Source organism: Pseudoxanthomonas sp. LH2527 (assembly GCF_022539275.1).
Lineage (GTDB): Bacteria > Pseudomonadota > Gammaproteobacteria > Xanthomonadales > Xanthomonadaceae > Pseudoxanthomonas_A.
Window position 1 is genome coordinate 47,405 of the sequence record NZ_JAKZBW010000024.1, and the last position, 22,728, is coordinate 70,132.

The following is a 22,728-nucleotide window of genomic DNA, read 5'->3' on the forward strand; positions in this document are numbered from 1 at the left end:
GATATGGATCGGCAAGCCCGCCCGCCGTCCGTGCGATAATGTCCCGTTATTCCTGACGACCGCACAGGCCGCCGCGCACTCCCCATGTCTTCCGATTCCATGCGGAATATCCGCAACTTCTCCATCATCGCGCACGTCGACCACGGCAAGTCGACCCTGGCCGACCGCATCATCCAGCTCTGTGGCGGCCTCGAGGCGCGCGAGATGGAAGCGCAGGTGCTCGACTCCAATCCCATCGAGCGCGAGCGCGGCATCACCATCAAGGCCCAGTCCGTCTCCCTGCCGTACAAGGCCAAGGACGGGCAGGTCTACCAGCTCAACTTCATCGACACCCCCGGCCACGTCGACTTCAGCTACGAAGTCAGCCGCTCGCTGGCCGCCTGCGAGGGCGCGCTGCTGGTCGTGGACGCCGCCCAGGGCGTGGAAGCCCAGTCGGTCGCCAACTGCTACACCGCGGTGGAGCAGGGCCTGGAAGTGGTGCCGGTGCTCAACAAGATCGACCTGCCGACCGCCGACATCGAACGTGCCAAGCGGGAAATCGAGGCCGTCATCGGCATCGACGCCGACGATGCCGTCGCCGTCAGCGCCAAGACCGGCCTCAACGTCGACCTGGTGCTGGAAGCCATCGTCCAGCGCATCCCGCCGCCGCAGCCGCGCGACACCGACAAGCTGCAGGCGCTGATCATCGACTCGTGGTTCGACAACTACCTGGGCGTGGTCTCGCTGGTGCGCGTGATGCAGGGCGAGATCGGGCCGAAGAGCAAGATCCTGGTGATGTCCACCGGCCGCACCCACGAGGTGGACAAGGTCGGCGTGTTCACCCCCAAGCGCAAGGAGCTGAAGAAGCTCGGTGCCGGCGAAGTGGGCTGGATCACCGCCTCCATCAAGGACGTCCATGGCGCCCCGGTCGGCGACACGCTGACGCTGGCCGGCGACCCCGCCCCGGGTCCGCTGCCGGGTTTCCAGGAAATGCAGCCGCGCGTGTTCGCCGGCCTGTTCCCGGTCAACGCCGAGGACTACCCGGCGCTGCGTGAGGCGCTGGAGAAGCTGCGCCTGAACGATGCCGCGCTGCGGTTCGAGCCGGAAAGCTCCGAGGCCATGGGCTTTGGCTTCCGCTGCGGCTTCCTCGGTATGCTGCACATGGAGATCGTGCAGGAGCGCCTGGAGCGCGAGTACGACCTGGACCTGATCAGCACCGCCCCGACCGTGGTGTATGAAGTCCTCAGGACCGATGGCACGGTGCTCTCGCTGGACAATCCGGCCAAACTGCCGCAATCCAACCTGATCGAAGAGGTGCGCGAGCCCATCATCCGCGCCAACATCCTCACCCCGGAAACCTACATCGGCGCGATCATCAAGCTGTGCGAGGAAAAGCGCGGCGCGCAGATCGGCATCCAGTACCTGGCCAGCCAGGTGCAGATCAGCTACGAGCTGCCGATGGCCGAAGTGGTGCTGGATTTCTTCGACAAGCTGAAGTCGGTCAGCCGCGGCTATGCGTCGCTGGACTATTCGTTCCTGCGCTTCCAGCCCGGTCCGTTCGTACGTCTGGATACGCTGATCAACGGCGACAAGGTCGATGCCCTGAGTCTGATCGTGCATCGCAGCCACGCCGACCGGCGCGGGCGCGAGCTGTGCGAGAAGATGAAGGAGCTGATCCCGCGGCAGATGTTCGACGTGGCGATCCAGGCCGCCGTGGGCTCGCAGATCATCGCCCGCAGCACGGTCAAGGCCATGCGCAAGAACGTGTTGGCCAAGTGCTATGGTGGCGACATCACCCGCAAGAAGAAGCTCCTCGAGAAGCAGAAAGAGGGCAAGAAGCGGATGAAGCAGGTGGGCCGCGTGGAGATTCCGCAGGAGGCCTTCCTCGCGGTGCTGCAGGTGGATAGCAAGTAGTGAAGCCGGGAATGGGGATTCGGGATTCGGGATTCGGAACAGCCGCTCCGGCCCCGCTTTTGCGAATCCCGACTCCCTAATATCGAATCCCGTTCCGAAGGAACACAGATGGTCTGGTTTGAAACGATCCTCGTAGTGCTGACGCTGCTCACCGGCGTGGTGTGGCTGGCCGACAGGCTGTTCCTGGCCAAGCGCCGCCAGGCCAGGGGAGGGCTGCTGGACGAGGAGCCCGTGCTGGTCGACTACTCGCGCGCGTTCTTCCCGGTGCTGGCCGTGGTGCTGGTGCTGCGCAGCTTCATCGCCGAGCCCTACAAGATCCCGTCCAGTTCGATGATGCCGAACCTGCTGATCGGCGACTTCATCCTGGTCAACAAGTTCTCCTACGGCCTGCGCCTGCCGATCAACAACCGCAAGTTCCTGGCCATCGGCGAGCCCAAGCGCGGCGACGTGGTGGTGTTCAAGCCGCCGCACGACCCGGAGAACAACTGGATCAAGCGCGTGATCGGCCTGCCGGGCGACCGCGTGGGTTTCCATGGCGATACGGTGTACATCAACGGCCAGCCGCTGACCTACGAGAAGATGGGCAGCTACGTGGGGCATGGTAGTGGCGCTGGCGAGACCGGGGCCGCCCTGCTGCGCGAAAACCTGCCCGGGCGCCCGCATACCGTGCTGGAATGGCTGGACCGCAGCCGTCCGGAGGGGCAGGGTGACTGGGTGGTCCCGCAGGGCCAGTATTTCGTCATGGGCGACAATCGGGATAATAGCGAGGACAGCCGCTTCTGGACCCAGACCCATTTCCTGCCCGAGCAGAACCTGCGCGGGAAGGCTTTCCTGGTCTGGCTGAACTGCGAGGGCTGGTTCTGCAAGAATGGCTTCGATGCTTCGCGCATCGGCAACGGCATCGAGTGATCGATCAACGCTAACGGGGACGGACGGGGGATGACGATGAAGCGCAAGCAGAGTGGCATGACGTTGTTGAGCTTTGTGGTGGTGCTGGGCGTGGTGGGTTTCACCGCCTACGTCGCGATGCGGCTGTTCCCGATGTACCAGGAGTACTACGCGGTCAAGTCCTCGCTGAAGGGATTGGCCAACGAGCAGGGCGTGGCCGACATGGACCCGGCGCGGATGAAGGAGCTGTTCTTCCGTCGGCTGAACATGAACTACTCGAACAGCATCAAGCCCGCGGACGTGAAGATCGAGCGCATGGAAGGCGGCTGGAGCATGAAGGTCGCCTATGAAGTGCGTCGCCCGCTGGTGGGCAACCTCGACGTGGTGGGCAACTTCAACGCCGAGCAGGCGATGACGCGTCGCGGCGCGGACTAAGGGCTTGGCGGTTGACCGCATCGGTCATGTGTTCGCGGACCAGGGCCTGCTTGCGCAGGCCCTGACCCATCGCAGTGCGGGGGCACCGCATAACGAGCGCCTGGAATTCCTCGGCGACAGCATCGTCAACTTCCTGGTCGCCGAGACCCTGTTCCAACGCTGGCCCAAGGCCGACGAAGGCGCCCTGACCCGCGCGCGCGCCGAACTGGTGCGCGAAGCCTCGCTGGCGACCATCGCGCGCCACCTGCAACTGGGCGAGCGCCTGACGATGGGGCCGGGCGAGATGAAATCCGGCGGCCACCGCCGCGACTCGATCCTGGCCGACGCGCTGGAAGCCGTGGTCGCGGCGATCTACCTGGACAGCAGTTTCGAGGTCTGCCGCGCCGTGGTGCTGCCGTGGTTCGAGGAATCGCTGGCGGCGCTGCCGGTCGGGCGCCCCGAGAAGGACGCCAAGACCCGGCTGCAGGAATGGCTGCAGGGACGCCAGCGTCCGCTGCCGGTGTACGAACTGGTGTCGGAAAGCGGCGACGACCACGCCAAACTCTTCCTCGCGCGCTGCACCACGCTGGATCCGCCGCTGGCGGCCGACGGCGAGGGCACCTCGCGCCGCAACGCCGAGCAGGTCGCCGCCGCGGCGCTGCTCGACAAGCTCGATATCTCGAAGTGAGTCCCCCCCGTGAGTAAATCCCCCTCCTACCGCAGCGGCAGTGTCGCCGTCATCGGTCGCCCCAACGTGGGCAAGTCCACCCTGACCAACGCCCTGGTCGGCGCCAAGGTCAGCATCACCTCCAACCGGCCGCAGACCACGCGGCATCGCCTGCTCGGCATCGCGACGTTCGCGGCGGGCAAGGACCGGCCGGCCGGGCAGATCGTGCTGGTCGACACGCCCGGCCTGCACAAACAGCAGGGCAAGTTCTCCGCCTCGGCGATGAGCCGGGTGATGAACCGGGCCGCCCGTGGCGCACTGGAGGAGGTCGACGCCGCCCTGATGGTGGTCGAAGCCGGTCGCTGGGACGAGGAGGACACGCTGGCCTACAACGTGTTGCGCGATGCCGGCATCCCGGTGGTGCTGGTGGTCAACAAGGTCGACCGCATCAAGGAGAAGGCAGCCATGCTGCCCTTCCTGGCGGAGGTCGGGCAGGACCGCGCGTTCGCGGCGGTGCATCCGGTGTCGGCGCTGAAGCGCAACGGTCTGGAGGCGCTGGTGAAGGACATCCTGGCGTTGCTGCCGGAGCAGCCGCCGATGTTCGGCGAGGACGAGATCACCGACCGCAGCGAGCGTTTCCTCGCCGCCGAACTGGTGCGCGAGCAACTGATGCGCCAGCTCGGCGCGGAACTGCCGTACGCCACCACCGTCGAGATCGAGAACTTCACCACTGAGGCGTCGCCCAAGGGCGAACTGGCCCGCATCGGTGCGGTGATCTGGGTGGAGCGCGAGAGCCAGAAGGCCATCGTGATCGGCAAGGGCGGCGCACGGCTGAAGGAGATCGGCAGCAAGTCGCGCCAGCAGATGGAGCATCTGTTCGGCCGCAAGGTCTTCCTGGAGACCTGGGTGCGCGTGCGCGAGGGCTGGTCCGATGACGAGACCGCGCTGAAGGCCTTCGGGTACGAGTGAGCCACCGGTCGGGCCCGGTTGCATGCGCCTGAGCGACACCGCCTTTGTCCTGCATGCGCGCCCCTGGCGCGAGACCAGCCTGCTGGTGGAAGTGCTGGGCCGCGAGCACGGCCGGCTTGGCCTGATCGCGCGCGGCGTGCAGGGACCGAAGAAGCACGTCCTGCGCGCAGCCCTGCAGCCGCTGCAGCTGATCCGCCTCGATGGCGATCTGCGTGGTGAACTGGCACGACTGGTCGGCGCCGAAGCGCTCGATGCCGCGCCCCAGCCCGCCGGCGACGCCATGCTGGCCGCGTTCTATCTCAACGAACTGGTGCTGCGTCTGGCGCCGCGCCACGATCCCGTGCCCGACCTGTTCGATGCCTACGCGCGTGCACGCGAGCAGCTGCGGCAGCGTGAGGGACTGGCGTGGTCGCTACGCCTCTTCGAGCGCGACCTGGTCGAAGCGCTGGGGTTCGGCTTCGCGCTCGATTGCGATGGCGACGGCGACCCTATCGATCCGGCGGCGCGCTACCGGCTGGATCCCGAGCACGGGCCGCGACGGCTGCGCAGCGATCGCGGCCACGAAGAGCGCAGCCAGGCGGCGACCGGCCGTGCGCTGCTGGCCTTGGCCGAAGACGTGCTGCCCCCGCCCGACGACCTGGCGAGCCTGCGGCTGCCGATGCGGTCGGTGCTGGCCCACCACCTGGGACCGCGCGGACTGAAATCGTGGGAAATGATCGGTGAACTGGGCCGGCTGAAGCGCCCAGACAAGGCGACCGATTAAAGCTGTCAGGGCGGCGGCGCGAGCAGGCGTTCGCAGGCGGCCACGAATGCCTTGTGCAAGTTCGCGTCGGTCGGCGCGGCATGCCAGCGCGAAGCGATGTCCGCCAGGGCCGTGGCGCCGGCGAAGCCGCAGCTGGCCTGCAGCCGGTGAAGCTGGGCGCGCAGCGTCGCCTCGTCTGTGCGGGCGAACGCCTCCAGGCAGGCGTTACGCGTCGCCGGCAGCTCGGAGAGGAACAGTTGCCGCAGTGTCGCCACGTGCTCCCGGTTGCCGGCCAAGGCGGCGAGCGCCGCGGCGTCGTCCCAGTCCGGGGGCGCCGACGGCAGGTTTTTTCCGGCCCCGGCCAGCGCCGCACGTACCGCGTCCCGCAATGACTGGGCCGAGAGCGGCTTGACCAGCACATCGGCAAAGCCCGCCTGCAACAGGTGCGCGCGCATGGCCAGGCCGGTGTCGGCGGTATGCGCCAGCGCGCACGTCGAGGCGCCGGAGGCGCGCAGCTGCTGCAACAGGGTCGCCCCACTGCCATCGGGCAGGTTGGCATCGATCAGCCATGCGTCGAACGGTCCGCTGGCCGCCCGCGCCTGCGCGCAGTCCGCCGCGACCTGCACGTTCGCCGGCAAGCCCTCCAGTGCGGCGGACAGGAACAGGGCGCTGATCGGATCGTCTTCCACCAGCAGTATCGAGGGCATCGTGCCGTGGGCGAGGGACATGGTCGGGCTTCCTGCGGACTGGTCGCATCTTAGCCTCGGGAAGCGCCGCCGGTGGCCATGCGACAATGCCGCCCCGCCAAATACCCGCAGCCTGACGCCACGTGGCCCGCAACCGTCCTCCCCGCATCGACAAGACCCCCTTTGAAGCCCGCATCACCGACCTGACCCACGACGGGCGCGGCGTGGCCCGTCGCGACGGCAAGGCCGTTTTCGTCTCGGGCGCCTTGCCCGGCGAGCGGGTGATGGCCGAGCAGACGGCGAAGAACCGCCATTTCGACGAAGCGAGGACACTCGATGTGCTGGAAGCGTCGCCCGACCGCGTCACGCCGCGCTGCCCGCATTTCGGCACCTGTGGCGGCTGCGTGCTGCAGCACCTGGACGAAACGCGGCAGATCGAAGCCAAGCAGCGCGTGCTGCTGGACAACCTGGAGCGCATCGGCCACGTGACGCCGAAGACGGTGCTGCCGCCGCTGACGGGCGCCGCATGGGGATATCGCCGCAAGGGGCGCTTCTCGGTGCGCCGGGTCAACAAGAAGGACAAGACCCTGGTCGGCTTCCGCGAGCAGGACCCGCGCTTCGTCGCCGACCTGTCCGAATGCCATACCGTCATCCCGCAGATCGGCCGTCGGGTGGCCGACCTGGCCGCGCTGGTCGACAGCCTGGACGCGCGCGAACACATCCCGCAGATCGAATTCATCGCAGGTGACGCGCGTGCCGACTTCAGCGGTATCGCCCTGGTGTTCCGCCACCTGCAGCCCCTGGGCGACGACGACCGCGCCAGGCTGGTCGCGTTCGCGCAGGCCAGCGGCTTCGCCCTCTTCCTGCAGCCGGGCGGGCTGGAAAGCGTGCATCCGCTCTGGCCCGAGGCCCCGCAGCTCGCGTTCGCGCTGGCGCCGTGGGACGTGTCGCTGGCCTTCCGTCCGCTGGATTTCATCCAGGTCAATGCCGCGCTCAACGAGAAGATGATCGCGCGCACCTTCGAGCTGCTCGATCCGCAGCCGCAGGACCGCGTGCTGGACCTGTTCTGCGGCCTGGGCAACTTCACCCTGCCGATGGCGCGCCTGGTGGGCGAGGTGGTCGGCGTGGAAGGCGATGCCGGGCTGGTGGCGCGTGCGCGCGACAACGCGCAGCGCAACGCCCTGCCGAACGCGCAGTTCCATGCCGCCGACCTGACCCAGGACCAGCGCGGCACGGCGTGGATGCGGCAGGGCCCCTCGACAGGGCTCGGGACAGGCTTCAACAAGCTGCTGCTGGATCCGCCGCGCTCCGGCGCCATCGAGGTGCTGCAGCAACTGCCGCTGAAACAGTTCGACCGTATCGTCTACGTCAGCTGCCATCCGGGCTCGCTGGCGCGCGATGCGGGTTATCTGGTCAACGAGCAGGGGTATACGCTGGTGTCGGCGGGAGTGATGGACATGTTCCCGCACACGGCGCACGTCGAGTCCATCGCGTTGTTCGAGAGGAGATGAGGCGGGAACGGGGAGCAGGGAACGGGGAATTCGGGATGCCCGTTGCTTCGTTGCCTGCCTCTTTCATCCCGATCACGTAGCATCCCGATCCTGTCGCCCACCACCGACTTCCATTCCCCATTCCCCGCTCACACCCATGCCTCTAGAAATCGAACGGAAGTTCCTGGTCACCGGAGATGCCTGGCGCGCCGCCGCGCACGCGGTCGTGCCGATGGCGCAGGGCTACATCAACGACATGGGGGCGATGGATCGCGGCGAGCAGAAGGCATCGGTACGCGTGCGCATCCAGGGCGGGGAAGCCTACCTCAACCTGAAATCGCGCGAGCTGGGGCATACGCGCCAGGAATTCGACTATCCGATTCCCGTGGAGGATGCCCGTGCGCTGCTGGCGCTGTGCGTGGGTGGCCTGGTCGACAAGCGTCGCCATCTGGTCCGCCATGCCGGGCACCTGTGGGAAGTGGACGAGTTTCTCGGCGACAACGCTGGGTTGGTCGTTGCGGAGATCGAGCTTGATCACGCCGACGAAGCCTTCGAGCGGCCCGACTGGCTGGCAGGCGAAGTCACCGACGATCCGCGTTACTACAACCTGGCGCTCGCCAGCCGTCCCTATCGATCCTGGCCGCGGGACTGAGTCCGCAATAAACGCATCCGTCGGCGGCAGGCGCGCGTAGTAACCGCTACGCAACCGCCACGCCGATCCATGCGCCGCAAGTCCGACCTCCCCAGCAAGCCCTGCCGCACCTGTGGCCGACCGTTCACATGGCGGCGCAAATGGCGCGATGTCTGGGATGAGGTTGCGTACTGCTCTGAGCGCTGCAGACGGCAGCGCAGGGCGCGTCAATGACATCGCCCGTACGGCAGCCGGCTCCGGCCCACACGTTGCGCCTGGTGCTGGGCGATCAGCTGGACCCGCAGCATCCCTGGTTCGCGCGCGTCGATCCCGGCGTGGTCCACGTGCTGATGGAGATCCGGCAGGAAACCGACTACGTGCTGCACCATGCGCAGAAGATCCTGGCGATCTTCGCGGCCATGCGTGCGTTCGCGGCCCGCCTGCGCTCCGCAGGCCATCGCGTGCACTACCTGGCCATCGATGATCCCGGCAATCGCCAGCGGCTGACCGACAATCTGGAGGCGCTGCTGGCGCAGTACGGCGCCGGCACGTTCGCCTACCAGCCGGCCGACGAGTGGCGGCTGGATGCGCAGCTCCTGCAGTGGACGGCGTCCCTCGACGTCGCGGTCGAACGCGCCGCCGACGTCCATTTCCTCGCGGCCCGCGACGAGGTCGGCCGATTGTTCGGCGCGCGCAAGCAGTGGCGCATGGAGACCTTCTATCGCGGGATGCGACAGAAGCACGGCGTGCTGCTCGAACCCGACGGCTCACCGGCGGGCGGGCGCTGGAACTTTGATCATGACAACCGGTCGGCCTGGGGCGGTACGCCGCCCGAACCGGCGGACTGGCGCAGGCCGCACGACCACCGCGCGCTGTGGACCACCATCGAAGCGGCCGGCGTCGCCAGCTTCGGTGATCCGCAAGCCGACGCGCTGCGCTGGCCGCTGGACCGCGACGAAGCACTGGCGGACCTTGACGCCTTCGTCGCGCACGCGCTGCCGTGGTTCGGGCAGTTCCAGGACGCGATGAGCACGCGCGCGCCACGCCTGTTCCACTCGCTGCTGTCGTTCGCACTGAACACCAAGATGCTGCGGCCGGCGGAGGTGATCGCGCGCGCCGAGACGGCCTGGCGCGAGGGCAGGGCACCGCTGGCGGCGGTCGAAGGCTTCATCCGCCAGATCCTGGGATGGCGCGAGTACGTGCGCGGCGTGTACTGGGCGAAGATGCCGGGCTATGTGGAGCTGAATCACTTCGGCCACGCCACGCCGCTGCCTGACTGGTTCTGGACAGGGCGCGTGCGTATGCGCTGCCTGGCGGAGGCCGTGGGCCAGTCGCTGTCGCAGGCGCATGCGCACCACATCCAGCGGCTGATGGTGATCGGGAATTTCTCGCTGCTGGCGGGTCTGGATCCGCAGGCGCTGCACCGCTGGTACCTGGGCGTCTACATCGATGCGTTCGAGTGGGTGGAACTGCCCAATACGCTGGGCATGAGCCAGTTCGGCGACGGCGGTCTGCTGGCCAGCAAGCCGTACGTGAGCGGCAGTGCCTATCTGGACCGGATGAGCGATTACTGCCGCGGCTGTCCGTACGACCGTCGCCAGCGCACCGGTGCACGCGCCTGTCCGTTCAACGCGCTGTACTGGGACTTCCTGGAGCGCAACCGCGACACACTGGGGCGCAATCCGCGCCTGGCGATGCCCTACCGCCAGCTCGCACGCATGGACACGGCCACGCGCGATGCGCTGTCCGCGCACGCCCGCCACGTGCGCGGCACGCTGGCATCGCTCTGAGGCGGTGCGCCCGCCGCGTGAACGTCGCCGTCTGACGGCCGCGCGGGCTTCTGCGACAATGCAGGCCCCGCGCCCCCGGGCGCCGCCCATGAGGCTTCCACCGCAATGCTTGTCATCGGCATCGCCGGCACCGAACTCACCGCGCAGGAGCGCGACTGGCTGCAGCACGACGCCGTCGCCGGCGTCATCCTGTTCACCCGCAACTTCGCCTCGCGTGCGCAGGTGGCGGAACTGTCGCAGGCCATCCGTGCCGCGGCCCCGCGCCCGCAGCTGGTCTGCGTGGACCAGGAGGGCGGCCGCGTGCAGCGCTTCCGCGAAGGCTACAGCGACCTGCCCGCGCTGGAGGTCTTCGGCAAGCGCTACGCGCAGGATCCGCAGGCCGCGCTGCAGCGTGCCGAGGAACACGCCTGGCTGATGGCCAGCGAAATCCTCGCCAGCGGCGTCGACCTGAGCTTCGCGCCGGTCGTCGATCTGGCACGCGGCAACCGCGCCATCGGCAACCGCGCGTTCGATGCCGATCCGCAGATCGTCGCCGAGTTCACCCGCGCCTACGTGCGCGGCATGCACGCCGCCGGCATGGCCGCCACGCTGAAGCACTTCCCGGGCCACGGCACCGTGCTGGAAGACACGCACTTCGACGATGCCGTCGACCCGCGCCCGCTGGACGTGCTGCGGGCCGAGGACCTGGTCCCGTTCGTCGCCGGCATCGAGGCCAAGGCCGACGCGGTGATGATGGGCCACGTGAAGTATCCGGCCGTCGCGCCGGAGCCGGCGGGCTACTCGCCGTTCTGGATCCAGCAGGTCCTGCGCGAAGAGATGGGTTTCCGTGGCGTGGTGTTCTCCGACGACATCGGCATGGCCGCGGCGTTTTCCGCCGGTGGCGTGAAGCAGCGCATCCACGACCACCTGGATGCGGGCTGCGACGTGGTGCTGGTGTGCTCGCCGAAGCTGGTGGACGAATCGCTGAAGGCGGTGGAAGGCCGCGCGCTGAACACCGCCGCCGTCCTCGGCGTGCTGGGACGTGGCGCGCTGGGATGGGATGGCCTGATCGCCGACGCGCGCTACGGCGAAGCGCAGACGCGCGTGATCGACAACATGAAGGGAGTGGTCTGATGGAATCGCTGGGCAATCCGCGACCGAAGCTGGCCGATGCGCTGGCCAACGCCGACCTGCTGGTCGACCGCGCCACGATCGATCGCGCCATCACGCAGATGGCCGCGCCCATCGCGCGCGACTACGCCGGTGAAGTGCCGGTCTACCTGACCATCATGCATGGCGCATTGCCGTTCGCCGGCCAACTGGCGCTGGAACTGGGTGCGCTGGGACTAGACCTGGAATTCGACTACCTGCACGCCACCCGCTACCGCGGCGAGACCACCGGTGGCGAGCTGGTGTGGAAGCACCGTCCCGCGACCGCGCTGTACGGCCGCCGCGTGCTGCTGGTCGACGACATCCTCGACGAGGGCCACACCCTGCTGGCGGTCAAGCAGTGGTGCCTGGAACAGGGCGCCACCGACGTGCGCATCGCCGCCCTGACCACCAAGCAGCACGACCGCTGCGTGGCAGGCATCTGCGCCGACTACGTGGGCCTGGAAGTGGCCGACCGCTACGTGTTCGGCTTCGGCATGGACTACCACGAGCAGGGCCGCAACCTGCCGGGCATCTACGCGTTGAAGGAATGAGCATGGCCGACATCGCGCTCGCCGTCATCGGCGGCACCGGCGTCTACAAGCTGGCCGACCTGCAGGACGTGGAGTCCCGGGAACTGCACACCCGCTTCGGCGCACCGTCCGGGCCTGTCCGCATCGGCACGCTGTCGGGCCAGCGCGTGGCCTTCCTGGCGCGTCACGGCGAGGGACATTCGGTGCCGCCGCACCAGGTCAACTACCGCGCCAACCTGCAGGCACTGAAGGACCTGGGTGCCACCCGCGTGCTGGCGCTCAATACCGTCGGCGGCATCACCGATGCCTGTGGACCGCGCGTGCTGGCCTGCCCGGACCAGTTGATCGACTACACCTGGGGCCGCATCTCGACGATCTGCGAAGAGCCCGGCAGCGAGGTCCTGCATGTGGATTTCGGCGATCCGTACACGCATTTACTTCGTCAGCAGATCCTCGCGGCCGCCCGCGAGGCCGGTGTCGAGGTGGTCGATGGCGGCTGCTACGGGGCCACCCAGGGGCCACGCCTGGAGACCCGTGCGGAGATCCGCCGGATGCGTCGCGACGGCTGCGACCTGGTCGGCATGACCGGCATGCCGGAAGCCGGTCTGGCGCGGGAAATGGGCCTGCAATACGCCTGCCTGGCCATCGTCGCCAACTGGGCCGCCGGCTGCGGCACCGACGAGGAGATCACCATGGACGAAGTGCTGGCGAACGTGGCCGCGGCCTCGGCCGGCATTCCCGCCCTGGTGGCCGCGCTCGCACGTGGGTGATTGTCAACGCGCGCGGAGGTTTGCATACTCGCCGGGTGTGACGTCACGCCACACATTCCACCCGCATCCAGAAAAGGAAATACAAGCGCTATGCCGTACGGTACCGTGAAATGGTTCAACGATGCCAAGGGCTTCGGATTCATCGCGCCAGAAGATGGCAGCGCCGATGTCTTTGCGCACCACACCGCCATCAACAGCAAGGGCTTCCGCAGCCTGCAGGAAGGCCAGCGCGTCAGTTACGAGCTGACCCAGGGCCCGAAGGGTGCACAGGCGTCCAATATCACGCCGGCAGCCTGATCCAAGACGATTTTCTTGAACCCCGCTCCGGCGGGGTTTTTTAACGCCTGTCGTTTCCGCTACACCGGTTTACCGCACCACGAAGGACGCACGCGCGCCATGCAAGCCCAGCACATCGCGATCATCGGCTACGGCACGGCCGGCCAGGCGGCGGCGCTGCTGCTGGCGCGCGACGGCCACCGCGTGGAGGTGTTCGAGCGCGCACCGGAACTCGGGCCGGTGGGCGCCGGCTTCCTGCTGCAGCCGACCGGGCTGCAGGTGCTGTGGGAACTGGGGCTGCTGCCCGAGGTAATGGCGCATGGCAGGCGGGTCAACCGGCTGTACGGCGAAACGCCGTGCGGACGCGCGGTGATGGACATGCGCTACGCGGGGCTGGATGCGCGCCTGTTCGGCGTCGGCATGCAGCGCGGCGCGTTGTTCGCGTTGCTGGCATCGGCCTGGGCCGAACATGGCGAGGTGCATCGTGGCCACGCCATCGAGGAAGTGAGCGACGACACCCGCCGCATCCGCGACCAGCACGGGCGCTGGCATGGTCCGTTCGACCTGGTGATCGCGGCGGACGGATCTGCATCACGGCTGCGCGGCTTCACCGGTGCAGTGAAGCGCGAGGCCGTCTATCCCTGGGGGGCGCTGTGGCGGCTGGTGCCGCAGGGCGACTGGGCTTGGGGCGACGAACTGCGGCAGCGCTACGTGGCCGCGCGCAAGATGATCGGCCTGCTGCCGGTAGGCACGCGGCCCGGCGATGACACGCCGCGGCTCAGCTTTTTCTGGAGCCTGCCCATCGCCGACTTCGATGGCTGGCGGCTGCGTGGATTGCCGGCATGGCGCGACGAGATCGCTGCCCTTTGGCCCGACGCGGATGCCTGCCTGGCCGACATGGTCGATCCCGACCAGTTGGCGCGCGCCAGCTATCGCGACGTGACCCTTCGGCAGTGGCACCGCGACCGGCTGGTCGTGCTGGGCGACGCCGCCCACGGCATGAGTCCGCAACTGGGGCAGGGCGTCAACATGGCGCTGATGGATGCACAGGCGCTGCGCGATGCGTTGCGCAGCGAACACGCCATTCCGGCCGCACTGCACGCCTATCAGCGCGAGCGCCAGGCGCACGTCGGCGTCTACCAGTTCTGGAGCCGCTGGCTGACGCCGATCTTCCAGTCCGACCAGGACTGGATCGCCCATGCCCGCGACATCGCCTTCCTGCCGGCGGGCCGCCTGCCGGGCGGGCGCGGCCACACGCTGCGCGTACTGAGCGGCACCCAGCACGGCTTCTTCGGTACGCTGAAACTGAAAGCCGATTTCCTCCGCACGCTCGACGACCTCCGCCCTCCACTGTAGGAGCGACGTCAGTCGCGACCGCAATACCGGAACGCTTTGGACACGGATCAACGCGGATCGACACGGATGAAAAGCCTTGTCTATCCGAGGTTATCCGCTTTGATCCGTGTCCAAAAAACTGATCTCACGCGCACCCTGCAACCTCCGATTTTCGGTGTGGGAGCGACGTAAGTCGCGACCGCAACGCCGGAACGCATTGGACACGGATCAACGCGGATCGACACGGATGAAAGCCTCATCTATCCGATGTTATCCGCTTTGATCCGTGTCAAAAAATTGATCTCACTCACACCCTGCGGCCTCCGATTTTCGGTGTGGGAGCGACGTAAGTCGCGATCAAAAGGGCAGAAGTGCATTGGGCACGGATCAACACGGATCAACATAGATGAAAGGCCGTGTTGATCTGCAGCCAGCCGGCCTGATCCATGTCCCTTTGCGATTTCGCTCCACGCTTAACGACCTCCGTCTTCTTTCGTAAGAGAATCGCGGCATGCCGCAGGAGCCGATGATGGACGACCTTTCTCCGTTCGATACGCATCGCGTGGACAACCAGCCGCCGCCGTTTGAGCCGCGCGACCTGTGGATGGACGACGTGGCGCTGCGCGAGGCCGTTGCGCGCGAGGGTGCCGACGCGTTCGTCGAACGACTCGCCGGCTACGGCGCCTTGGCGGGCGATGAACTGTATCGGCTCGGCTTCGACGCCAACCGCGACCGCCCGCGCCTGCGTACGCATGACCGCGCCGGCCAGCGCATCGACACGGTCGAGTTCCATCCCGCGTATCACCGGCTGCTGGAGGTGGCGAAGACACAGGGCGTCGCCGGCCTGTCGTGGCATGAGCCGGCGCCCGGTGCGCACGTCGCTCGCGCAGCGCTGAGCTATCTGCATCACCAGGCCGAAGCGGGCACCAGCTGTCCGCTGACGATGACGCATGCCGCCGTGCCCGTCCTGCAACGAGAGCCGGGCCTGCGCGAATGGGCGGCGAAAGCGGCCGCACCGCACTACGACCCGCGCGACGTGCCCATTGCCGACAAGGCCGGCATCACGCTGGGCATGGGCATGACCGAGAAGCAGGGCGGCTCCGATGTGCGCAGCAATGCGACCACGGCCACGCCTGCCGACGACGGCACCTACGCGCTGGTCGGCCACAAGTGGTTCTTCTCCGCACCGATGAGCGACGGCTTCCTGGTGCTGGCGCAGGCGCCCGGCGGGTTGACCTGTTTCCTGATGCCGCGCCGTCTGGATGACGGCGAAAAGAATGCGTTCCGGCTGATGCGCCTGAAGGACAAGCTGGGCGACTGGGCCAACGCGTCCAGTGAGGTCGAGTTCACCGGTGCACGCGCCTGGCGCGTGGGCGACGAAGGCCGTGGCGTGGCGACCATCATCGAGATGGTGATGCTGACGCGGCTGGATTGCATGCTGGGCTCCGCCGCCGAGATGCGCATGGCCCTGGCGCAGGCGCTGCACCATGCGCGCCATCGCGTCGCGTTCGGTAAGCGACTTGCTGAGCATCTGCTGATGCGCAACGTGCTGGCCGACCTCGCGCTGGAATCCGAAGCGGCGACCGCCTTCGCCCTCCGTGCGGCACGCGCGGTCGACGCGGCCGCCCGCGATCCGCACGAAGCGGTGTTCGCGCGCGTCGCCACGGCGGTGGGCAAGTACTGGATCTGCAAGCGCGCGCCGGCATTCGTCAACGAAGCGCAGGAGTGCCTGGGCGGTGCGGGCTATGTGGAGGAATCGATCCTGCCGCGCCTCTACCGGCAGGCGCCGCTCAATTCGATCTGGGAAGGCAGCGGCAACATCCAGTGTCTCGACGTGCTGCGGGCGTTGTCGCGCGAGGCCGGTGCACGCGAAGCGATCGTCAGCGAGCTTGCGTCGGCCGTGGGCAGGGATACGGTCTACGACGCGTTCGTCGATCGCTTGCGCGGCGACCTGTCGTCGGCCGGCGAGGCGGGCGCCCGCCTGATCGTGGAGCGACTGGCCCTGGCGTTGCAGGCGGCGGTGCTGCTGCGGGCCGGCAGTCCGGCGGCGGCGCTGTTCGTGCGTAGCCGGCTCGGCGGCGCGCATGGACTGGCATTCGGCACGCTGCCCGACGACGCGGATCTCGGTCCGCTACTGGCCCGGGCACTGCCGGCGTGAAGTCGTGGCGGTGGCCGCTCCTTTTGCTCGCCGCCTTCGGCCTGTCCTCACAAGCGCGTGAGCGGGATCCACGGCCGCCACCGCTGTTGCCGGCCGTGCAGCAGGCCGATGCGATCCACGTCTACAAGGCACAGCGGCGCATGGACCTGCTGCGCGAGGGCCGGGTCATCGCGACCTACCGCGTCGTGCTGGGCGGCGCGCCGGTCGGACACAAGCGGCAGCAGGGCGACTGGCGCACGCCGGAAGGCGATTACCGCATCACCTACCGCAACGACCGCAGCCGCTTCCACCTGTCGCTGCGCATCTCGTATCCGAACGAGGCCGACCGCCGGCAGGCCGCGGCGCGGGGTGTCGATCCCGGCGGCGACATCATGATCCATGGGGCGACGCCGCCCGGTTCGCGGACGGACTGGACCGAAGGCTGCATTGCGGTGACCAATGCGGAGATGGAGGCGGTCTGGCAGCGCGTGCCGGTGGGCACGCCGGTCCGCATCAGGCCGTGACGGGATCGCCGCTCAGCGTCCGCCGCCGCGCGAGGCGAGGGCGCGCGAACCGGTGATTATCAGGCGGACCATTTCCGACAGTTGCTCGATCAGCTCCGGGTCTTTCTCCGGCGGCAGGTCCATCGCGGTGGCGCCCATCGCGAACACCAGACGGGTGATCGCCTTGGAGACCAGGGCGGGTTCGTGCAGCGGCGCGTTGTCGCGTGTCGCCAGCCGCACCAGGTCCATGCACAGTTCCTCTTCGAAGAACTGCAGCTCGCGCTCCACCGCATGCTTGAACGCATCCGAGCCCACGTTGCCCTCGCGCAGCAGCACGTGCAGCAGCTTGTCGTCGGCGCGCAGCTGCTCGATGAAGGCTTCCACCGAACCGCGCACCACGCTGCGGTCGCTGCTGGTGGCGCGGTGCCGCGCCTCGCCGATGATCTTGCGCAGCGAGCGGCCGGCCAGGTCGATCAGCGCCACCGCCAGTTCATCCATGTCGCGGAACTGGCGGTAGAAGCTGTTGGGGGCGATGCCGGCCTCGCGGGCGACCTCGCGCAGGCTCAGGGAGGAGACGCTGCGGTGCGGGCCGACCAGCTTGAGGGCGGCCGCCATCAGGTCTTCGCGCGAAATAGACGCCTTGCGGCCGGGGCCATGGTCGTCCTGGAGCTGCGGTTGCGGGTTCGGGATCACGCGAGGGCGCCGGGCATACGGAGTAGTCCGGGCATCATAGCCCCGTAAATTAATATACAAGTGTATACACATGCGTCTTCACAGGGGTATAGTGAGGCCATGAACGCTCAGATCCGTCCGTCCCCACGCCGGCCCGGTCCCCTGAAACGCCTGCTCCGGCCGTTGGTGAAGCCGGATGTCTTCGATTTCTGGGCCACCCGTTTCCACCGCACCTGGACCTGGGAGCGCCCGCTGGCGCGGCTGGTCGCGCGCGAAGCCGCCTCGGCCGACGCCGTGACCCTGCTGTTCAAGCCCAATCGCCACTGGGCCGGCCATCGCGCCGGCCAGCACGTGAACCTGGGCATCGAGATCGACGGCGTGCGCCTGACCCGCAGCTACAGCCTGACCGCGCCGCCGCGCGCGGACGGGCTGCTGCCGGTCACGGTCAAGGCGATCGAGGCTGGCAAGGTCAGCCGGCACCTGTGCCGGGACGCGCGTATCGGCGACATCGTCGACCTGGGGCAGGCCTTCGGCGAGCTGACGCTACCGGCATCGCCCCAGGGTGCCTTCCTGCTGCTGGCCGCCGGCAGCGGCATCACCCCGCTGATGGCGCTGGTACGCGAACTGGCCGGGCAGGGCATGCCGGTCGACCTGACGCTGCTGTACTGGGTGCGCCGGCGCGAGGAAGCCTGCTTCCTCGACGAAGTGCGCACGCTGGCCGCCGCCCATCCGCGCTTCCGCTTCCGGCTCCTGCTGACCCGGGATACCGCTGCGTCCAGCGATGAAGCCGAAGGCCGCATCGACGACGCCCTGCTCGGCGCGCACGCTGGCGATCTTTCCTCGCAGCAGGTGATGGCCTGCGGTCCGGGCGGGTTCGTCGAAGCCGCGCGCGGCCTGCTGGCCTCGCGCGTGAGCACGTTCCAGGCCGAAGCGTTCACCGCGCCGCCGGTGACGGTGGTGGACGAAGGCGAGGTCGACATCCGCCTGCAACGCAGCGGACGCACACTGCGGGTGCCGCGCGGCGAGTCCCTGCTCGCGGCCCTGGAGCAGCAGGGACTGAAACCGCCGTCGGGCTGCCGCATGGGCATCTGCAACACCTGCGCCTGCGGCAAATCCGCCGGCAGCACGCGCCACCTGCCCAGTGGCGAGCTGATGCACGAACCCTCCCTGGCCTTGAAGCTGTGCATCCACAGCGCCGCCACCGACCTCGAGCTGGATCTGTAATGGCCACCCCCTCCGTTTCCCGCAACCGCAAGCTCAGCGCCGACGAACTGGACCGCTTCGGTCAGGAACTCGATGCGCTGCGCGCCCGCACCGTGGCGACCCTGGGCCAGCGCGATGCCCGCTACATCCGCAACGTGGTCAAGGCGGTGCGCTACACCAACCTGGGCGGCCGCGCGCTGCTGTTCGCGGCGGCTGTGGCTGGCGGCCTGTGGCTGGCCGACAGCGCGGTCGGCTGGCTGTTCTGGGTGCTGTGGGCGCTGGGCGCGCTGTCGCTGGGCCTGGGCAAGATCCTGGAGAACATGGAACTGGGCCACAACGTCATCCATGGCCAGTACGACTGGCTGGGCGACCCGCAGCTCAACGGCAAGACCTACGACTGGGACATCGTCGGCACGGCCGACAACTGGCGGCATACCCACAATTTCCGCCATCACACCTATACCAACGTGCGCGGGCTGGACGACGACATCGGCTACGGCCTGCTGCGCATCTTTCCGGAGCAGAAGTGGCGTCCGTTCTACCTGCTGCAGCCGGCGATCGCGGTGGTGTTCGCGCTGTTGTTCCAGTGGGGCATCGCCATCCAGGACCTCAAGCTGGGCCGCTGGTGGAGCGGCAAGATGTCCGCCAGGCAGCTGCGCCACAAGTCCGCGCCGGTGGTGCGCAAGATGGGCAAGCAGCTGGCCAAGGACTACGTGATCTACCCGGCGCTGGCCGGTCCGTTCTTCCTGCCGGTGCTGCTGGGCAACATGGTCGCCAACGGGCTGCGCAACGTGTGGACCTACGTGATCATCTTCTGCGGCCACTTCACCGCCAACGCCGAGACGTTCCCGAAGGAATGCATCAAGAACGAATCGCGCGGCCACTGGTACCTGCGCCAGTTGCGCGGCTCGTCCAACCTGCGCGGCGGCTTCCTGATCAACGTGCTGTCGGGCAACCTGAGCCACCAGATCGAGCACCACTTCTTCCCGGATGTCCCGGCCAACCGCTACGCGGAAATGGCCCGGGAAGTACGCGCCATCTGCGCGCGCTACGGCCAGCACTACAACACCGGCACGCTGCTGACGCAGTTCGGTCAGGTGTGCTGGCGGATCGTGCGGCATGCGTTCCCCAGCCGCCCGCGTCCCATGCAGGCGCTGGTGCAGGCCGACGCGGCGGCGTAAGCGCGCAGCGTCGGAAAGTATCGCGGGCATGGCCCGCTCCTACAGATGCGGTGCTATTGCTTTGTAGGAGCGGGCCATGCCTGCGATGCGCCCTCAATCCAGGAACTGCAGCCGCGCCAGCTCCGCGTACAGGCCGTCCTGCGCCAGCAGTTCATCGTGCGTGCCCTGTGCGACGATCCGGCCCCGGTCCATCACCACGATCCGGTCCGCCTTTAATACGGTGGCCAGGCGGTGGGCGATGACCAGCGTGGTGCGCCCGTCCATCAGCCGCTCCAGCGCATGCTGCACGGCGCGCTCGCTCTGCGCATCGAGTGCGCTGGTGGCTTCGTCCAGCAACAGGATGGGCGCATCCTTCAGCAACGCGCGCGCGATGGCGATGCGCTGCTGCTGGCCGCCGGACAGGCGTGCGCCGCGTTCGCCGAGCGGGCTGTCGAAGCCGCCGGGCAGTTCGCGGATGAAATCATCGGCCTCGGCGGCTTCGGCTGCGGCCTGCAGTTCGGCGTCGGTGGCGTCGAGCTTACCGTAGCGGATGTTCTCGGCCGCGCTGGCGGCGAAGATGGTGGGCTGCTGCGGCACCAGCGCGATGTGTTCGCGCAGGTGCGCGGGATCGAGTTCGCGCAGGTCCACGCCGTCGACCCTCACGCTGCCGGCCTGCGCGTCGTGGAAGCGCAGCAGCATCGAGAACACCGTGCTCTTGCCGGCGCCGGAGGGGCCGACCAGGGCGACGGTTTCGCCGGGATGCACGGTCAGCTCGAACGCGTCGAGCGCGGGCAGGTCGGGGCGGGAGGGGTAGTGGAAGGACACGTTGTCGAAGCGGATCTCGCCCTTCACCGGCGTGGGCAAGGCGCGTGGCGCGGCCGGTGCGCGGATCGCCGGGGTTTCGTCCAGCAGTTCGGCGATGCGGCCCATGCCGCCGGCCGCGCGCTGCAGTTCGTTCCAGACCTCGGCCAGCGCACCGACCGAACCGCCGCCGATCAGCGCATAGAACACGAACTGGCCGAGTTCGCCTTTGCTGACGCGGCCAGCGATCACGTCGTGCGCACCGGACCACAGGACGAGCACGACCGCGCCGAACACCAACGTGATGACGGTGGCCGTGACCAGTGACTGCGCTCGGATGCGCTTGCGTGCCGTTTCAACCGAGAGCGCGACGGCGTCGGTGAAACGACCAAACTCGAAGGGTTCACGCGCATGCGCCTGTACGGTGCGCACTGCCCCCAGCGTTTCGCTGGCCAGCGTGTTGGCGTCGGCCACGCGGTCCTGGCTGGCGCGCGAGGCTTTCTCGAGTCTGCGTGCACCCAACAGGATCGGCGCAACGGCCAGCGGAATGCCGACGAGCGCATAGGCTGCAAGCTTCGGGCTGGTCACGAAAAGCATCACGATGCTTCCGATCACGGTGATAGTGCTGCGCAGCGCGACCGACATGCTGCTGCCCACGACGCTTCGTAGCAGTTCGCTATCGGCCGAGAGTCGGGAGACCAATTCGCCGCTGCGTGTACGGTCGTGGAATTCGGCATCCAGCGCCAGCAGGTGGCCATAGAGCTGCTTGCGCAGGTCTGCCACCACGCGCTCCCCCAGCAGGGACACGAAATAGAAGCGCGCAGCGCTGGCGATCGCCAGCACCAGGACGACCACAAACACCCCAATAAACACGCGATCGATGTTGCCGCCACTGTCGAAGCCGTGGTCGATCATTTGTTTGAAGGACACTGGAAACGTCAACGTCGCCGCCGACGCCAGCGCCAGCGCCAGCAGCCACGCGGTGAACAGCCCGCCATGCTGGCGCACGAACGGCCACAGCGCGCGCAGCGTGCCCAGCTTGGGTTTGGGCTTGGCGGCGGTGCCGTCCAGGGTCTCGCTCGGCGTACTCATCGGAATCGGTTCTCGAAGCGGTTGTGGAAGAGGCTTCAGCCCCGACCAGGCCGCCACGCTCCCGTGATGCCGGAAGCCCCTTCCACAAACACCTGCTGCGGGCCGGACGGTCAGGCCGGCCCGACAACGCGCACCCGGTTACGGGTGGCGTCGCGCAGCTGCGATTTCAAGGCGTCGGCACGATCGACGGGCAACTGCACGACCAGGCGCGCACCGGTTTCGTCGAAGCCTTCATCCTGTTTCGTCGCCTGGTGGGCGGCGAGCGCGGCATGCACATGGCCCAGATCGTCGAACGGACAGCTCAGTTCGAGCATCGCCAGGGCAACGAGCGGTTCACGCGGGGCAAGGCGCAGGCACTCCGCCGCCGCCCCGCCATAAGCCCGCACCAGGCCGCCGGCGCCCAGCTTGATGCCGCCGTACCAGCGGGTCACCACCACCATCACCCGGTCGAAGCCCTGGCCGTCGATCGCGGCGAGGATCGGCCGGCCCGCCGTGCCCGCAGGCTCGCCGTCGTCGCTCGACCGGTATTCGTCGCCGATCCGGTACGCCCAGCAGTTGTGGGTGGCGGCCGGGTCGCCGATCTCGCGCAGGAAGCCGAGCGCCTCGTCAGCGCTGGCCGCAGGCGCGGCCCGGGCGAGGAAACGGCTGTGTTTCACCTCCAGCAGCTGCGAGGCGCGCGCGACGAGGGTGTGGCTCACGGCGTGCCGAGCAGGGGGCGCAGGTCGTCCGGGACGCGCTGGAACGGGTGCTCCTGCACGAACAGCTGCAGGCTGCGCAGCGCGTTGGCGTCGTCGCCCAGGTCGCGGCGCAGGCGGATGCGGTCCAGCCATTCGGCCGGTGGCAGCCGCGTGTCCTGGTCCACCGGCGCCTGCAGGTCGGTGCGGCGCAGCGCGTTGCGTGCCGCGGTGGGCTGGGTGCTGCCGGCGCTGGCGGCCGGCAGCACCCAGC

23 protein-coding genes and 1 pseudogene are annotated in these 22,728 nt (G+C 68.1%); 19 read left to right on the forward strand and 5 right to left on the reverse strand.

The window, feature by feature from the left end:
• The first annotated feature begins 99 nt into the window (after positions 1-99).
• The 6 genes from lepA to recO all read left to right on the forward strand — a co-directional run bounded on the left by lepA (position 100) and on the right by recO (position 5,594).
• On the forward strand, positions 100-1,893 hold the full coding sequence (gene lepA / locus MMG85_RS13525) for a translation elongation factor 4 (RefSeq protein WP_241046532.1): 1,794 nt from the start codon (positions 100-102) through the stop codon (positions 1,891-1,893).
• Between the two features lie 108 nt (positions 1,894-2,001).
• Entirely contained in the window at positions 2,002-2,802 is an 801-nt protein-coding gene (gene lepB, locus MMG85_RS13530) for a signal peptidase I (protein ID WP_055942170.1), read from the forward strand.
• Positions 2,803-2,838: 36 nt separating this feature from the next.
• Positions 2,839-3,216, forward strand: a complete 378-nt coding sequence (locus tag MMG85_RS13535; protein ID WP_241046515.1) for a DUF4845 domain-containing protein — start codon at positions 2,839-2,841, stop codon at positions 3,214-3,216.
• Between the two features lie 4 nt (positions 3,217-3,220).
• The gene (rnc, locus tag MMG85_RS13540) at positions 3,221-3,883 is read left to right on the forward strand and encodes a ribonuclease III (RefSeq protein WP_055942173.1); all 663 of its coding nucleotides are present in this window, start codon (positions 3,221-3,223) and stop codon (positions 3,881-3,883) included.
• Between the two features lie 9 nt (positions 3,884-3,892).
• On the forward strand, positions 3,893-4,831 hold the full coding sequence (era, locus tag MMG85_RS13545; RefSeq protein WP_241046516.1) for a GTPase Era: 939 nt from the start codon (positions 3,893-3,895) through the stop codon (positions 4,829-4,831).
• 22 nt (positions 4,832-4,853) lie between these two features.
• Positions 4,854-5,594 (forward strand): DNA repair protein RecO, encoded by a 741-nt coding sequence (gene recO, locus MMG85_RS13550; RefSeq protein WP_241046517.1) that lies wholly within the window; start codon positions 4,854-4,856, stop codon positions 5,592-5,594.
• 5 nt (positions 5,595-5,599) lie between these two features.
• Here the strand turns inward: recO and MMG85_RS13555 are convergent, their stop codons facing one another.
• Positions 5,600-6,301 carry a response regulator gene (locus MMG85_RS13555; RefSeq protein WP_241046518.1) on the reverse strand — a complete coding sequence of 234 codons (702 nt, stop codon included), beginning with the start codon at positions 6,299-6,301 and terminating at the stop codon, positions 5,600-5,602.
• A gap of 101 nt (positions 6,302-6,402) precedes the next feature.
• Between MMG85_RS13555 and rlmD the strand changes: the two genes are divergently transcribed.
• The 11 genes from rlmD (at position 6,403) to MMG85_RS13610 (ending at position 16,873) form a co-directional block, all read left to right on the forward strand.
• On the forward strand, positions 6,403-7,770 hold the full coding sequence (rlmD, locus tag MMG85_RS13560; RefSeq protein ID WP_241046519.1) for a 23S rRNA (uracil(1939)-C(5))-methyltransferase RlmD: 1,368 nt from the start codon (positions 6,403-6,405) through the stop codon (positions 7,768-7,770).
• A 136-nt stretch (positions 7,771-7,906) separates the two neighbouring features.
• A complete protein-coding gene (locus tag MMG85_RS13565; RefSeq protein WP_241046520.1) occupies positions 7,907-8,401 on the forward strand; it encodes a CYTH domain-containing protein in 495 nt (164 codons plus the stop codon).
• Between the two features lie 69 nt (positions 8,402-8,470).
• Positions 8,471-8,614 (forward strand): DUF2256 domain-containing protein, encoded by a 144-nt coding sequence (locus MMG85_RS13570; RefSeq protein ID WP_082563283.1) that lies wholly within the window; start codon positions 8,471-8,473, stop codon positions 8,612-8,614.
• A complete protein-coding gene (locus tag MMG85_RS13575) occupies positions 8,611-10,170 on the forward strand; it encodes a cryptochrome/photolyase family protein (protein ID WP_241046521.1) in 1,560 nt (519 codons plus the stop codon). The genes MMG85_RS13570 and MMG85_RS13575 overlap by 4 nt, the downstream gene beginning before the upstream one ends.
• Before the next feature lie 105 nt (positions 10,171-10,275).
• Positions 10,276-11,283, forward strand: a complete 1,008-nt coding sequence (gene nagZ / locus MMG85_RS13580; RefSeq protein WP_241046522.1) for a beta-N-acetylhexosaminidase — start codon at positions 10,276-10,278, stop codon at positions 11,281-11,283.
• Positions 11,283-11,852: a hypoxanthine-guanine phosphoribosyltransferase gene (locus tag MMG85_RS13585; RefSeq protein ID WP_241046523.1), complete on the forward strand. Its 570-nt coding sequence runs from the start codon at positions 11,283-11,285 to the stop codon at positions 11,850-11,852. Before nagZ ends, MMG85_RS13585 begins: the two co-directional genes overlap by 1 nt.
• On the forward strand, positions 11,849-12,601 hold the full coding sequence (locus tag MMG85_RS13590; protein WP_241046524.1) for an S-methyl-5'-thioinosine phosphorylase: 753 nt from the start codon (positions 11,849-11,851) through the stop codon (positions 12,599-12,601). The genes MMG85_RS13585 and MMG85_RS13590 overlap by 4 nt, the downstream gene beginning before the upstream one ends.
• 90 nt (positions 12,602-12,691) lie before the next feature.
• On the forward strand, positions 12,692-12,898 hold the full coding sequence (locus tag MMG85_RS13595; protein WP_055942196.1) for a cold-shock protein: 207 nt from the start codon (positions 12,692-12,694) through the stop codon (positions 12,896-12,898).
• Between the two features lie 99 nt (positions 12,899-12,997).
• Entirely contained in the window at positions 12,998-14,233 is a 1,236-nt protein-coding gene (locus tag MMG85_RS13600) for an NAD(P)/FAD-dependent oxidoreductase (protein WP_241046525.1), read from the forward strand.
• A 505-nt stretch (positions 14,234-14,738) separates the two neighbouring features.
• Complete coding sequence (locus MMG85_RS13605; protein ID WP_241046533.1) at positions 14,739-16,370, forward strand: acyl-CoA dehydrogenase family protein; 1,632 nt, start codon at positions 14,739-14,741, stop codon at positions 16,368-16,370.
• Between the two features lie 95 nt (positions 16,371-16,465).
• On the forward strand, positions 16,466-16,873 hold the full coding sequence (locus MMG85_RS13610) for a L,D-transpeptidase family protein (protein ID WP_241046534.1): 408 nt from the start codon (positions 16,466-16,468) through the stop codon (positions 16,871-16,873).
• A 12-nt stretch (positions 16,874-16,885) separates the two neighbouring features.
• Here the strand turns inward: MMG85_RS13610 and fabR are convergent, their stop codons facing one another.
• Positions 16,886-17,542, reverse strand: coding sequence for an HTH-type transcriptional repressor FabR (fabR, locus tag MMG85_RS13615; RefSeq protein ID WP_055943419.1), 657 nt, complete (start codon positions 17,540-17,542; stop codon positions 16,886-16,888).
• Positions 17,543-17,644: 102 nt separating this feature from the next.
• On the opposite strand from fabR, the gene MMG85_RS13620 reads away from it, so the two are divergent.
• Together MMG85_RS13620 and MMG85_RS13625 are read left to right on the forward strand one after the other, a co-directional pair.
• A complete protein-coding gene (locus tag MMG85_RS13620; RefSeq protein ID WP_241046526.1) occupies positions 17,645-18,748 on the forward strand; it encodes a ferredoxin reductase in 1,104 nt (367 codons plus the stop codon).
• A complete protein-coding gene (locus tag MMG85_RS13625) occupies positions 18,748-19,908 on the forward strand; it encodes an acyl-CoA desaturase (RefSeq protein WP_241046527.1) in 1,161 nt (386 codons plus the stop codon). The genes MMG85_RS13620 and MMG85_RS13625 overlap by 1 nt, the downstream gene beginning before the upstream one ends.
• Before the next feature lie 93 nt (positions 19,909-20,001).
• Here the strand turns inward: MMG85_RS13625 and MMG85_RS13630 are convergent, their stop codons facing one another.
• The 3 genes and pseudogenes from MMG85_RS13630 to MMG85_RS13640 form a co-directional block, all read right to left on the reverse strand.
• A complete protein-coding gene (locus MMG85_RS13630; RefSeq protein WP_241046528.1) occupies positions 20,002-21,780 on the reverse strand; it encodes an ABC transporter transmembrane domain-containing protein in 1,779 nt (592 codons plus the stop codon).
• 110 nt (positions 21,781-21,890) lie between these two features.
• A complete protein-coding gene (locus MMG85_RS13635; protein WP_241046529.1) occupies positions 21,891-22,478 on the reverse strand; it encodes a YigZ family protein in 588 nt (195 codons plus the stop codon).
• Positions 22,475-22,728, reverse strand: a pseudogene (locus tag MMG85_RS13640) (hypothetical protein); the annotation flags it as partial. The pseudogene MMG85_RS13640 and the gene MMG85_RS13635, both read right to left, overlap by 4 nt.

Bases quoted from the DNA above. Each gene is read 5' to 3' on its own strand.
- MMG85_RS13595 (WP_055942196.1), top strand. From the start codon at position 12,692: ATGCCGTACGGTACCGTGAAATGGTTCAACGATGCCAAGGGCTTCGGA.
- recO (WP_241046517.1), top strand. From the start codon at position 4,854: ATGCGCCTGAGCGACACCGCCTTTGTCCTGCATGCGCGCCCCTGGCGC.
- MMG85_RS13625 (WP_241046527.1), top strand. From the start codon at position 18,748: ATGGCCACCCCCTCCGTTTCCCGCAACCGCAAGCTCAGCGCCGACGAA.
- MMG85_RS13535 (WP_241046515.1), top strand. From the start codon at position 2,839: ATGAAGCGCAAGCAGAGTGGCATGACGTTGTTGAGCTTTGTGGTGGTG.
- MMG85_RS13630 (WP_241046528.1), bottom strand. From the start codon at position 21,780: ATGAGTACGCCGAGCGAGACCCTGGACGGCACCGCCGCCAAGCCCAAA.
- MMG85_RS13605 (WP_241046533.1), top strand. From the start codon at position 14,739: ATGATGGACGACCTTTCTCCGTTCGATACGCATCGCGTGGACAACCAG.
- MMG85_RS13565 (WP_241046520.1), top strand. From the start codon at position 7,907: ATGCCTCTAGAAATCGAACGGAAGTTCCTGGTCACCGGAGATGCCTGG.
- MMG85_RS13600 (WP_241046525.1), top strand. From the start codon at position 12,998: ATGCAAGCCCAGCACATCGCGATCATCGGCTACGGCACGGCCGGCCAG.
- MMG85_RS13575 (WP_241046521.1), top strand. From the start codon at position 8,611: ATGACATCGCCCGTACGGCAGCCGGCTCCGGCCCACACGTTGCGCCTG.
- lepB (WP_055942170.1), top strand. From the start codon at position 2,002: ATGGTCTGGTTTGAAACGATCCTCGTAGTGCTGACGCTGCTCACCGGC.
- MMG85_RS13555 (WP_241046518.1), bottom strand. From the start codon at position 6,301: ATGTCCCTCGCCCACGGCACGATGCCCTCGATACTGCTGGTGGAAGAC.
- MMG85_RS13620 (WP_241046526.1), top strand. From the start codon at position 17,645: ATGAACGCTCAGATCCGTCCGTCCCCACGCCGGCCCGGTCCCCTGAAA.
- MMG85_RS13570 (WP_082563283.1), top strand. From the start codon at position 8,471: ATGCGCCGCAAGTCCGACCTCCCCAGCAAGCCCTGCCGCACCTGTGGC.
- MMG85_RS13585 (WP_241046523.1), top strand. From the start codon at position 11,283: ATGGAATCGCTGGGCAATCCGCGACCGAAGCTGGCCGATGCGCTGGCC.
- nagZ (WP_241046522.1), top strand. From the start codon at position 10,276: ATGCTTGTCATCGGCATCGCCGGCACCGAACTCACCGCGCAGGAGCGC.
- MMG85_RS13590 (WP_241046524.1), top strand. From the start codon at position 11,849: ATGAGCATGGCCGACATCGCGCTCGCCGTCATCGGCGGCACCGGCGTC.
- lepA (WP_241046532.1), top strand. From the start codon at position 100: ATGCGGAATATCCGCAACTTCTCCATCATCGCGCACGTCGACCACGGC.